General features: G+C 30.2%; 14 protein-coding genes and 1 pseudogene. 11 read left to right on the top strand and 4 right to left on the bottom strand.

Translation table 11 applies throughout. The features are described 5' to 3' along the window. Window positions 1-3: 3 nt before the first annotated feature. Entirely contained in the window at window positions 4-1,035 is a 1,032-nt protein-coding gene (gene tsaD / locus MK083_04540) for a tRNA (adenosine(37)-N6)-threonylcarbamoyltransferase complex transferase subunit TsaD (GenBank protein ID MCH2673720.1), read from the bottom strand. A 74-nt stretch (window positions 1,036-1,109) separates the two neighbouring features. Here tsaD and MK083_04535 point away from each other — a divergent pair, with 74 nt between their 5' ends. Together MK083_04535 and MK083_04530 are read left to right on the top strand one after the other, a co-directional pair. Continuing rightward, window positions 1,110-2,018, top strand: a complete 909-nt coding sequence (locus tag MK083_04535) for a COX15/CtaA family protein (GenBank protein MCH2673719.1) — start codon at window positions 1,110-1,112, stop codon at window positions 2,016-2,018. Next, window positions 1,987-2,904: a heme o synthase gene (locus tag MK083_04530; protein MCH2673718.1), complete on the top strand. Its 918-nt coding sequence runs from the start codon at window positions 1,987-1,989 to the stop codon at window positions 2,902-2,904. Before MK083_04535 ends, MK083_04530 begins: the two co-directional genes overlap by 32 nt. Window positions 2,905-2,912: 8 nt before the next feature. Here the strand turns inward: MK083_04530 and rplT are convergent, their stop codons facing one another. From rplT to infC, 3 genes and pseudogenes are all read right to left on the bottom strand, one after another. Next, the gene (rplT, locus tag MK083_04525; protein ID MCH2673717.1) at window positions 2,913-3,260 is read right to left on the bottom strand and encodes a 50S ribosomal protein L20; all 348 of its coding nucleotides are present in this window, start codon (window positions 3,258-3,260) and stop codon (window positions 2,913-2,915) included. 79 nt (window positions 3,261-3,339) lie between these two features. Next, window positions 3,340-3,471 (bottom strand): annotated as a pseudogene (locus MK083_04520) (50S ribosomal protein L35). 13 nt (window positions 3,472-3,484) lie between these two features. Continuing rightward, window positions 3,485-3,979, bottom strand: coding sequence for a translation initiation factor IF-3 (gene infC / locus MK083_04515; GenBank protein MCH2673716.1), 495 nt, complete (start codon window positions 3,977-3,979; stop codon window positions 3,485-3,487). A 251-nt stretch (window positions 3,980-4,230) separates the two neighbouring features. On the opposite strand from infC, the gene ftsH reads away from it, so the two are divergent. The 9 genes from ftsH to tyrS all read left to right on the top strand — a co-directional run bounded on the left by ftsH (window position 4,231) and on the right by tyrS (window position 12,521). Further along, window positions 4,231-6,162, top strand: coding sequence for an ATP-dependent zinc metalloprotease FtsH (ftsH, locus tag MK083_04510; protein ID MCH2673715.1), 1,932 nt, complete (start codon window positions 4,231-4,233; stop codon window positions 6,160-6,162). Further along, on the top strand, window positions 6,159-6,827 hold the full coding sequence (locus MK083_04505; protein MCH2673714.1) for an MBL fold metallo-hydrolase: 669 nt from the start codon (window positions 6,159-6,161) through the stop codon (window positions 6,825-6,827). The genes ftsH and MK083_04505 overlap by 4 nt, the downstream gene beginning before the upstream one ends. A 248-nt stretch (window positions 6,828-7,075) precedes the next feature. Beyond that, window positions 7,076-7,666, top strand: a complete 591-nt coding sequence (locus MK083_04500) for a CPBP family intramembrane metalloprotease (GenBank protein ID MCH2673713.1) — start codon at window positions 7,076-7,078, stop codon at window positions 7,664-7,666. Between the two features lie 19 nt (window positions 7,667-7,685). Beyond that, window positions 7,686-8,468: a tryptophan synthase subunit alpha gene (trpA, locus tag MK083_04495; GenBank protein ID MCH2673712.1), complete on the top strand. Its 783-nt coding sequence runs from the start codon at window positions 7,686-7,688 to the stop codon at window positions 8,466-8,468. Window positions 8,469-8,485: 17 nt separating this feature from the next. Next, window positions 8,486-8,845 (top strand): chorismate mutase, encoded by a 360-nt coding sequence (gene aroH / locus MK083_04490; GenBank protein ID MCH2673711.1) that lies wholly within the window; start codon window positions 8,486-8,488, stop codon window positions 8,843-8,845. 7 nt (window positions 8,846-8,852) lie between these two features. Then, complete coding sequence (locus MK083_04485; GenBank protein MCH2673710.1) at window positions 8,853-9,032, top strand: hypothetical protein; 180 nt, start codon at window positions 8,853-8,855, stop codon at window positions 9,030-9,032. A gap of 202 nt (window positions 9,033-9,234) precedes the next feature. Continuing rightward, on the top strand, window positions 9,235-10,281 hold the full coding sequence (locus MK083_04480) for a 3-deoxy-7-phosphoheptulonate synthase (protein MCH2673709.1): 1,047 nt from the start codon (window positions 9,235-9,237) through the stop codon (window positions 10,279-10,281). A gap of 10 nt (window positions 10,282-10,291) precedes the next feature. Continuing rightward, complete coding sequence (gene ribF, locus MK083_04475) at window positions 10,292-11,224, top strand: riboflavin biosynthesis protein RibF (protein MCH2673708.1); 933 nt, start codon at window positions 10,292-10,294, stop codon at window positions 11,222-11,224. 1 nt (window position 11,225) lies between these two features. Continuing rightward, complete coding sequence (gene tyrS, locus MK083_04470) at window positions 11,226-12,521, top strand: tyrosine--tRNA ligase (GenBank protein ID MCH2673707.1); 1,296 nt, start codon at window positions 11,226-11,228, stop codon at window positions 12,519-12,521. The last annotated feature ends 17 nt before the right edge of the window (window positions 12,522-12,538 follow it).

The raw sequence follows: 12,538 nt of genomic DNA, 5'->3' as shown, positions 1-12,538 counted from the left end.
TTACTATTTAATATTTAGCTGGGGATTTATTTTTATTGACTCAGGATTACTAAAAGATTTATTCATAAAATCTATAAGACCTCTACATGCAATCATTATTCCATTATCAGTGCAATATTTTCTTTCAGGAAAAATTGCATTTATGTCATTATTTTTTTCAAAATTAGATCTCAAGTATCCATTAGCGGCAACTCCACCTGATACTAAAATATTTTTACAATCATATTTTTTTGCAATTGATATAGATTTATTTAGAAGTACATCAAGAACGGATTCCTGAAATGCATTTGATATCTCTGAAATTTCCAAAGCAATTTGATCCTGAGATAAATTATTCCTATAAATTTTTTCATATGCAAGATTTTTTGTTGCTGTTTTTAATCCACTAAAACTAAATTCGCTATCATCTTTAAGCCAAGATCTAGGTAATTTATAATTTTTTTTCATAGATCTCTTTGCCCAATTTTCTATTATAGGGCCTCCAGGATATCCTAATCCCAAAATTCTTGAAACTTTATCAAAAGCTTCTCCAACTGCATCATCTCTGGTTTGACCTAACATAGCAAAAGAATCATATTCTTTCATCAGGACAAGTTCAGTATGACCTCCAGATATAATGAGAGATATTGAAGGGAAAATATCATTTTTTGAGAAATTAAATTTTTCGTCCTCAATAAAGCAAGCACTTACATGCCCTTCAAGATGATTAACTCCTAAAAGTGGAATCCCAAGTGAAGCTGATAAACCTTTAGCAAAATTTAAACCCACTAATAATGACCCAGCTAATCCAGGACCATTTGTTACTGCAATTGCTTCTAAATCACTTAATTTTACATTAGATTCACTAATTGCTTGATCAACAACTTTATGAATATTGACTATGTGTGCCCTTGAAGCTAGTTCAGGTATTATTCCTCCATAAGGAGCGTGTGTTTCTATTTGTGATGCAACAACGTTAGCTAATATGTGACCGTCTGAGTCAACTATCCCGCAGGCAGTTTCATCACAAGATGTTTCTATTCCCAAAATTGGCATAATTTTTTCCTAATTAACTTTGATTTAGGAGTTTAAATATATATTAATTTTATTTAATTTAGTCTAATTAAAGTATGACACAAAAAAATATTACTAAAAAAAAGTTTTTATTACTGTTTTCAGCACTTGGAATATTTTTTTCATTTTTCCAACCAACATGTGGTGCTTATACTCGGGTAAGTGGATCAGGTGATGGATGCCCTGACTGGCCTACTTGTTTTGGATCCTGGGTCCCTCCATTCAATGATATTCATGCCGTAATAGAATGGAGCCACAGAACATCGGGCACGCTTTTTGGATTAGTTTCAATTGCACTGGTATTTTTATCTTATTATGTATATAGGAAATATAACCTAACGGTAAAAATTTATATCTCATCATTAATATTGATAATCATAGTAGGTGGAATAGGTGGAGTTGTGGTGTTGTCAGAATTAGACCCAGCTATAAGAACTGTTCATCTTGCAGGAGCTCAAACAGTAGCAGCATTGATGGTGGCAGCTTTTGTGATAGAAAATATTAGATCTAGTATTAATATCGATAACAAGATAAAAACAATGGCTGCAATAACTGCATTGTTGGCTATTGCTTCCTTGCTTTCAGGAGCTTATGCAGTCTGGCAAGGAGCAGGTACTGTATGCTATAAATGGCCATTATGTAGCGAATACATTATCCCTAAGTATACAAATCAATGGATTCATATGACACATAGAATTATCTCTTTGGCTTCAGTCCTATACATTCTTAGACTAACTTATTACTTGATTAAGGATTATTACAATACATCTATTGGCAAGCTAGGCGTATTATTATTAGCTAGCGGAATACTTCAGATGTTAATCGGGGCCTCAATTCCGATATCAGAATTTAGCATTTGGTCAAGAACTTTACATTTGACTCTAGCTACAATAGTTTGGATGATTTCTTTTTCTATTATAATCATCATTAGAAATGGAAAATCAAAAACTCATAAGACAATCTAATAAACTATTTTTTAAGTCCCTTAAAAATTATTTTCTTTTAACAAAGCCTAAAGTTTTGACACTTCTAATTTTTACAAGTGTGAGCGGAGCTTTTCTAGCGAAACAAGGTATTCCTAACTTATTTGAACTTACTGGATTACTTATTGGTGGTTACTGCGCATCAGGCTCAGCAGCGACACTAAATATGTATTTTGAAACAGATGTAGATCAAAATATGGGAAGAACAAAGAATAGACCAATTGCAGATGGAAGTATTTCTCCAAATAAAGCTCTAATATTTGCAATCTTTTTAGCATTTTTGTCATTCTTAAGTCTCTATCTACTAAATAATCTTTTAGCAGCAATATTAGCCTTTCTAGGAGGTTTTTTTTATGTAGGAATTTATACTTTATACCTAAAGAAAAGAACGGTTCAAAATATCGTAATTGGAGGTGCAGCAGGAGCCTTTCCTCCATTAGTGGGGTATGCGTCCATAAGTAACTCACTAACTCTAGAAGCTATATATTTATTTGTTATTATTTTTTTCTGGACTCCTCCACATTTTTGGGCATTAGCAATAATGATTAAGGATGATTATGCAAAAGCCGAAATTCCAATGCTACCAGTTGTTAAGGGTATAGAAAATGCTTCTTTACAAATTTTGCTTTACAGCATACTACTTATAATAATTACAACTTTAACTGTTTTAGTTTCTTCAATTCTTAGTTCAATATACTTATTATCTTCAATTTTACTAGGAGTAATATTAATTTATAAATCCTATAAACTTTATAAAACCCTGGAAAGGAAAGATGCAGTGAGTACTTATACTTTCTCTTTACTATATCTTTTTTTACTTATGACTGCCGTAATGGTCGACAGCTCTATAAATTTCTTAGAATTTTAGAAAAAAAATTATTTTTTAACATGCTCAACAAGATTTTTAAAATCTTCAGGTTCTCTCACAGCTAATTCAGCTAAAGATTTCCTATCAATAAGTATATTTTTTTCACTCATTAGACTTATAAATTTTGAATAAGAAATGCCATGTAATCTAGTTGCAGCATTAATTCTAGTTATTGATAGACTTCTCATATCTCTTTTTTTAAGATGTCTGTGCTTAGTTGAATAATTTAGAGCGTGAGTCAGTGATTCTTTAGCAGCTCTAATTCTAGTTCTACTTGCACCTCTATGTCCTTTGACTTGACTAAGAATAGACTTATGTTTTCTACGAGTGGTAACTCCACCTTTAACTCTAGACATTTATTTCCTTCTTTATTTGTTATATAAGATTTTTAATTTTATCTGATAATTTCATAGAATCTAGTTCTACTTTACCACCAAATAATCTTTTGACTCTCTTAGCTTTTTTTCTTCTCAAGTGACTTTTAGGTCCCTTTGTTCTGACTAATTTTCCGCTTCCAGTAATATGAAATCTTTTTTTTGCAGCTTTGTTGGTTTTCATTTTAGGCATAACTATGATCAACCTATTCTTTTTGTTTGTCTTTATTTTTCATGGTTCCTTGGGGTAATGCAGGAGAAACAACCAAACTTAGTGTTCTACCTTCATTTGAGGGCCTCTTGTCTAATTTCGCCATATCTTTTACACCTTCTGCAACTGACCTTAGTACTTTCATTGCAAAATCTGGGTGAGCAGCTTCTCTTCCTCTTAGCATAACAGCTACTCTTACTTTTGAACCATCATCTAATAAGGACCTAACTTTTTTTATTTTAAGTTCTACATCATGTTTTGATGTACCAGGTCTCAACCTAACTTCTCTTTGAGTCTGAGTTGTTTTACTTCGATTTTTTTTATCTCTCTTAGATAAATTATATTTAAATTTACCATAATCCAATAATCTACAAACAGGAGGTTCCTGATTAGGTGAAACTTCAACAAGATCTAATCCATTATCCATGGCCATTTGTAAAGCCTCACTAGTTTTCAAAATTTTAGAGTTTGACTGATCATCTCCTGAAATAAGTCTAACTGAAGAAGACCTAATTCTTTGATTAACTCTATATTCTTTAACTATTTTATTCTCCTAATCTAAGCGATTTTCAAAAATTTACTAGACTATGGTAACACAATATTTGTTCAGTTTATAAGAAAAAAAATAATTATTTACTTATAAAAATTTTTTTTTTTATTTCTTGTGATAGCATTTTATTATATGGCTTAATCCTATATAGTACTTGTTATATAAATTAGCATAAATCTAATACAAACAAAATGAATAAAAAATTATTAAATAATAGTCTAACTTACATTATCGCCGGTCTTTTACTTGTTGGAGCATTCTATTTCTTCTTGGGTAACTCATTTGATTCTTCAGAAGAAAAAGATCTTGGACATTTAGTTAGGATTTCAAAAAGTGCTGAAGGGACGGCATATCCAGTAAATATAGAAGTCAGTGGGGATAAACTAACTTACAGTAGAAATGGTGAGGTTTTTAAAGCAAGTAAAGAGCCAGGAACAAGTGTATACGAGATCATGTCTGCATCAGGAGTAGATCCATCATCTTATTCTGTTCAAGTAAAAAATGGAGGCGGCATAGGTACAATATTCTCTATACTAATTGGTTTATTGCCTTTTATATTAATGTTTGGATTTCTGTTTTTTATAATGCGTCAAGCTCAAGGCGGCGGAAGTAATGCAATGAATTTTGGAAAAAGTAGAGCAAAAATGTTTGTAGGAACTAAAGCAAATGTAACTTTTTTTGACGTAGCAGGTCTTCCTGAAGCCAAAGAAGAGCTTGAAGAAGTAGTTGAGTTCTTGAAATTCCCAGACAGATTTACATCAATAGGAGCAAAAATACCATCCGGTGTTTTGTTAGTGGGACCTCCTGGAACAGGAAAAACTCTTCTTGCAAGAGCTGTAGCTGGTGAAGCCGGTGTCCCTTTCTTTTCAATATCAGGATCTGAATTTGTAGAGATGTTCGTAGGAGTTGGAGCTTCCAGGGTAAGGGACTTATTTTCTCAAGCTAAAAGGCATTCCCCTTGTATAATTTTCGTCGATGAAATTGATGCAGTTGGAAGGCATAGAGGTGCAGGACTTGGTGGCGGTCATGATGAAAGAGAACAAACTTTAAATCAAATTCTTGTTGAGATGGATGGTTTTGATACAAACAATAATGTTATAGTCATAGCTGCAACAAATAGACCAGATATATTAGATCCTGCTCTTCTAAGACCAGGTAGATTCGACAGAAGAGTAACAATTGACAATCCAGATGTAAACGGTAGAACTGAAATTTTAGGTGTTCATGCTAAAGGTAAACCTATTGATTCCAAAGTGGATCTAGCTACAGTTGCTAAACAAACTCCTGGTTTTTCAGGAGCTGATCTAGCTAATCTAATTAATGAGTCTGCGTTGCTTGCTGCAAGAAATAATGCTAAGAAGATTCACTTAGCTGATTTAACAGAAGCTATTGACAGAGTCTCTATTGGCCCTGCTAGAAAGTCTAAAGTTATTAGTGAAAAAGAAAGGAAACTTGTTGCGTACCACGAAGCTGGTCATGCTATTGTTTCTTACTATATGCCTGAGGGGAAAACAGTTGGAAAAATAACAATTGTTTCAAGAGGTCATGCTGGAGGATTCACCAGATATGAACAAGAAGATCAATCTCTCATGACCAAAATTGAGCTCGAAGCTATGATTGCTTCTCTAATGGGTGGAAGAGAGGCTGAATTTTTGACTGAAGGAGTACTAACTACTGGCGCTTCCAATGACTTTGAGCAAGCTACAAGAATAGCTAGAGAAGCAGTAATGAGATATGGAATGATACCAGATCTTGCTCAAAGAACGTATGGTAAAAAACAACAAGCAGTTTTTCTAGGAAGAGAACAAAATGAAGAGCAAGATTATTCTAATGAAACTGCTGTAAAAATTGATAAAGAAATTGATAAACTCCTAACTTCAGGAAAAAATAATGCGAATAAAATTCTCAAGAAGCAGAAAAAAGAACTAGATATATTAGCTAATGCCTTACTAAAGCATGAAACTTTGGATGCTGATCAATTCAAAGATCTCATGGAGGGCAAAGAGGTTGATTTTTCTGCTACAACAATTGTTAGAGAAGCAAAAACTGAAAAAGATCGAATAGAAGATAAGGCAAAAAAAGATAAGGCAAAAAAAGGATTCCCTGAACCTCAGTCTTCATGATAATTTACGAAAATGCTACTTACAAAATTCAACGTTTTGTTTCAGGCATGCTTGATAATAATTCATATCTAATATCTTCTGCTAAAACAAATAAAAGCATAATCATAGATATACTAGATAATCCTAGAGATTTATTCTCTAAAATCCCAAGAGATCGTATTAATAAACTTAATAATATTAAGAAATCAATCGGAGTTATAACACATGGTCATTTTGATCAAATAGAGGGAATAGATTTTATAAAAGATAGACTAGGAGAAATCGAAATACAAATTGGTTTTGAAGATTCTAAATATCTAAATTATTCTGGAAAAATTACTAAATTAAGATCACAAAAAGAAATTACTCATGGAGACATAAAGCTTGAGGTTTTATATACTCCAGGACACACCCAAGGATCTATTTGTTTATATTTTGATCTAGAAGAAAAAAAATTTCTTTTCAGTGGTGATACTTTGTATCAAGGAGGGCCGGGTAAAACTACTAATTTTCTAAATTTTAAAAAAATTTATGAATCCATATCAAATAAAATTTATAAGTTACCCAAAGAAACAATAATTCTACCTGGTCATGGTTCAGAAATATCTATTGCAGAATCAATAGGTGAATTTAATCACTTTAAATTAAGTGGACATATTTACGGTGATATAACTTGGAAAATATAAATAAATTATCTATAAAAAAAACTACAGATCTATTTTTTTTTATTATATGTATTATTTTCATTGTTCTATGCAGCCAGTTGCTTCTAAGTTTACTTAAGCCTATTTTTTATGGCGAAAATATTAGAAGTTTTAATCTATTATTTCTTTCAGTCTTTACAGTAATTCTTTATAAGCTTCTCGATATATTCGCAATAAAAATTAAAATTTCAAAAAAAATATTAAGATATTTATTAGTTTTTATATTTTTATTGACAATTATTAAGCTAACTAGTGATTCAAAATCTTTAGAAATATTGATTGATGTGATCATATTAGATTTTGGGGCAATCTATATAATAAGTGAAATTGTAAAGAGATACGAAATTGGTTCTCTTGAATTTTTGGGCTTGATAAAATTCAAATTATCTAAGTTTAAGTATATAGGGTTTTATTTCTTTGCATGGCCAGCAATAATTCTTTGGTCACAAATTATTGAATATCTTAATTTAGATTTTTTTCAAAATTCAAACTATTCAGAAGAAATATTTATATCCCTTGATAATAATTACCTTATTATATTTATAATGGCCTGTATTGTTGCACCGATTTGTGAAGAAATAATATTTAGAGGTTTTATTTTCAAAGTTATTTTAGAAAAAATAAACTTATTTTATGCAATTATTATTAATTCAATTTTTTTTGGATTAATACATTTTGAACCATCTACAATTATTCCAGCTAGCATATTAGGGGTTTCATTAACACTCATAAGATATAAATCCGAAAGCTTATTACTTGCAATAATAATACATGCTTTACATAATCTTTTAGCATTCATAGTTACTTATCTAACATTATAATATTAGATAAGGAGTTACCTTGAGATCAATATCACAAACTATAAATTCAAATAAGAAAACATCTATAATACCCTTCATTACATGTGGGTATCCAGAAGTATCTAATTATATTGATCTTTTATTATCAATCGAAAATTCAGGTGCAAGTGTTATAGAAATAGGAATTCCTAATAGTGATCCGTTAGCTGAAGGACTAACTATTCAATATTCAAGTAATCTTGCAATAGATAATGGTATAAATACGCTCAAATGTTTAGAAATAGTATCTGAAGCAAGAAACCGAGGTCTTAAAATACCAGTAGTATTAATGGGGTATTACAATAATATCTTAGCTTATGATATTAAGAGTTTTTGCAAAGATGCAAAAAATTCTGGGATTGATGGATTAATTGTCGCAGATTTGCCTATCTTTGAAGCATCTCCAATTATTGAAGAAACAGAAAAAAATAATATTTCCTATATTCCTCTATTATCGATAAATTCTTCTGATGAAATAATAAAAAAAGCGACAAATATTGCTACAGGGTTTATTTATTGTATTTCAGTATTAGGGATAACTGGTGAAAGAAAGATGACATTTGATAGAGTTAAGAATTTAGTAGCTTCAGTTAAAAACTATTCTAATTCTAATATTCCTGTAGCAGTTGGATTTGGGGTTTCTGATAAATCTGATGTTCAAAATATAGGTGAGTTTGCTGATGCAGTAGTCGTAGGTTCAGCATTAATTAATAGACTAAGAAATTGCAAGAAAGATGATATTATAAAAACAGCAGAAAGCTTTATAAAAAGTTTAGTTCAATAATTAAAAAGAGGCAAAAAATGTTGGTTAGGGGTATAAGAGGAGCTACAACGGTTAGACAAAATACTAAAGAAGATATTGTAAAAGAAACTTCAACTCTACTAAATGAAATGTTGATAGCAAATGATGTCGACTCTAAAGATATAGCCTCAATAATTTTCACTACAACTTTTGATGTAACTTTAGAATTTCCTGCTGTAGCGGCAAGAGAGATTTTATCTCTAAATACAGTTCCATTACTGAATATGCACGAAATAAATAATCCAGATGGATTAAAGATGTGTATAAGAGTATTAATTCATTGGAATACTGATAAAAGTCAAACTGATATAAAGCATGTATATCTAAATAATGCAACCAACTTGAGAACAGATCTATAAACCTTAAATGCTCAGAATTAAAATAATTTTATTCATACTAATTATTGCAGGTATTAGTTTTATTCTAGATAGATTAACCAAATCAAAGTTTGAAGATAACAAAGGTCTTAGATATTTTATTTTTTCAACTGTTATGTCTGGAACAATATTTATAACAGCATTCACTTTATTTTACTTAATTTCCTAAAAAATAATTACTTATTAGGCAAAAAGCCTTTTTTTAAGATAAACTGAAATTAGGAAAAATTAAAATGAATAAAAATTACTACACATATTATTATTTTAGGCTAGCAGAGTCTTTTTAGTGTGTGTATTTTTATAATCTTCCCTAAAGGCTCTAATAAGGAGCCTTTTTTTTATTAAAGAAAAAAAGTATATAAAAAGGTAATATGATGAAGAATATACAAAACTTAAATATTAAAGAAATAGCTAAGCTTCCATCTCCTGATGAATTTATAAAAAATATACCTCTATCAAATTCTCAGTCTAGCTTAATTGAAGATTCTAGAAATATTATTGAAAAAATATTAAAAGGCGAAGACGATAGAATATTGCTATTAGTTGGACCTTGTTCTATTCATGATAGAAACCTAGGTATAGAGTATGCAAAAAAAATGAGAGATTTAGCAGAAAAGGTCAAAGAAACTATATATGTTGTTATGAGAGTCTATTTTGAAAAACCTAGAACAACTATAGGATGGAAAGGCTTAATAAATGATCCTGATCTTAATGGAAGTTTTAATATTCCGAAAGGAATTGAACTGGCAAGAAATATCTTATCAGACGTAACAGAATTAGGTATGCCTACTGCTACAGAATTTCTGGATCCATTTACTCCTCAATATATTGGAGACCTAGTGTCTTGGGGTGCAATTGGAGCTCGAACTGCAGAAAGCCAAACTCACAGACAAATGGCCAGCGGACTATCAATGCCAATTGGTTTCAAGAACGGGACTGGTGGATCAGTTCAATTAGCGATAGATGGTATGGTTGCATGCTTAGGTGAACATGCTTTTTTAGGTATTGATAATAATGGAAATAGTTCTGTTGTGATAACAAAAGGTAATCCTGCTAATCATGTAATCCTAAGAGGTGGTGCATCTGGGCCAAATTACGATAAAGAGTCTGTAAGAAATGCACAAGAACTACTAGAAAAAAATAATCTAGATCCTGTTGTAGTTATAGACTGTGCTCATGGAAATTCAAATAAAGATCATAATAGGCAGCCTATTGTCTTTAAGGATGTTATATCCCAAAGAATACAAGGAAATAAAAATATAGTTGGTCTAATGATCGAAAGTAATATAAATCCAGGGAACCAAACTCTAGGAGAAAGTTTAGATGATCTGGAGTATGGAGTATCAATAACTGATAAATGTGTAGGTTGGGAAAAAACAGAAGAAATTATTTTAGAAGCTAGTGAAGAATTAAAATAAAACAAAAATAATGAAAAGTTTTGATCAGCAATTAATTGAATTATCAAAATTAATTGGAAAAAATAAAACAGCTTTTTGTATAGGCACATTTGATGGAGTTCATTTAGGCCATAAAATGCTATTCCAAAAACTAGTTAATAATTGCAGGAATAAAAAGTTATGTTCCCTAGTTATAGTTTTTGAAAAACGACCCAGAGAAATTGTAAATAAAGGTTATTCAAGACCATATTTATCCGATTTTTCTAAAAGAAAGAATAAAATCCGAGAAAATGGAATAAATTTTTTATTCCCAATGGAGTTTAATAATGAATTAAGATTTCTAAATGCAGAAGTTTTCTTGAAGAAACTTATTAGTCATGCAAACATAAAAAATATTGTTTTTAGCGAAAATACTAGAATTGGAAACGATCAATTATTTGGGGAAAAATTAGAAGATTTATGTACCAATTTAGGAATAGAAATTTCAAACATAGAAATGACTAATAATTTTGAAAAAGTGGTTTCTTCATCAATGATTTCAAAATTTATAGAGGAAGGAGATTTTATAAATACAAATAAGTTTTTGGGTTACAACTATTCATTTGAAGGTATTGTGATAAAAGGAGATCAGATTGGAAGAACTATAGGCTTCCCAACTGCAAATATTGAAGTAAATAAGAAAATTCAAATTCCTGGTGATGGTATTTATGCATGCTTTGTATATATCAAGGGAGAAAAATATAGAGGAGCTCTTTCAGTTGGTAATAGACCTGTAATAAAAGATGATAATTCAAGAAAAATAGAAGTTTTTATATTTGATTTTGATAAAAATATATATGATATGCAGATAGAAATTTCAGTAATAAAAAAAATAAGGAATCAGGAATTTTATGATTCAGTAGATATTATGAAGACACAAATAAAAAAAGATATTATAAATATTAATGAAGTTTTAGAAAGATAGTATGAAAAATCAATTTAGTAATATAATTGAAGAATTTAATTGGAGAGGTACCCTAAAAGATTGGACAACGAGCGCAGACTCAATCTTAATAAAGGAAAAAATAACTTGTTATAACGGTTTTGATCCTACTGCAAAAAGTCTACATATAGGTAATCTAATACCAATATTAGGCTTACAAAGATTACAAAAATATGGTCACACACCAATAGTTATAGTTGGTGGAGGAACAGGAATGATAGGAGATCCATCAGGAAGGACTGATGAAAGAAAACTAATGAGTGAAGCCTTAATAGAAGAAAATCTATTTGGAATAAAAACTCAATTAGAAAAATTTTTAGATTTTGAAAATAAAAAAAATCCAGCTCAAATAATTAACAATGCAGAATGGTTAAATCAAATTAACCTAATTGATTTCTTGAGAGATACAGGTAAATTTTTTAACATTAACAACATGCTTAATAAAGATTCAGTAAAAAACAGATTGTCTAGAGATGAAGGTATTTCATTCACAGAATTTAGTTATCAACTATTACAAGCATATGATTTCTTATACTTATTTGAAAATTATAACTGTAGTTTTCAAATGGGAGGCTCAGACCAATGGGGAAATATTGTAGCAGGTGTTGATCTGATAAGAAAAAAGAATCCTCTAAATAAAAATAAGGCCCATGGTATAACCTACCCTCTATTAACTACAGCATCGGGTGAGAAATTTGGAAAAAGTATAGAAGGAGCAATCACGTTAGATCCAAAAGTAACAATTCCATATAAGCTATTTCAATATTTTTTTAATTCTTCAGATGAAGAAGTTCTAGCTTACATAAAACTATTTACAGATATAAAACCAGAGGAATTTAAGGAACTAGAAAATGTCACATCAGAAACTCCTTATAAAAGAGAAGCACAAAAATTTCTTTCAAAAGAAATAACAAGAATCGTACATGGTGAAATCGGTATGAACAGTGCTATTAGGCAAACTGAAGGCTTAAATCAAGGTAAATGGGAACTACTAAATGAAGATGATTATTTAGATTTGTACTCCGGATCAGAAGGAGTACCCCAACTTTCCAGAAAAAAATTATCAAAGGGAGTAAATATTCAAGATTTAGCTGTAGATTATGAACTTTGTAGTTCCTTAGGAGAAACAAAAAGGTTAATTAATCAAGGTGGTATTTCTTTAAATGGGAAAAAAATAAATGATCCTGAAATGAAAGTATTAGAAAATGACCTTAAAGCCAATAAGGTTATAATAATTTCAAAAGGTAAGAAAAATCATAAAATAATTAAGGTTGATTGAGACTAATTTATAAATTA

The organism is Dehalococcoidia bacterium (assembly GCA_022451965.1).
Taxonomy (GTDB): Bacteria; Chloroflexota; Dehalococcoidia; order Lucifugimonadales; family Lucifugimonadaceae; genus TMED-70.
Note: the sequence above shows the minus strand (reverse complement) of the source record. Positions and strands in the feature narration are given on the sequence as shown.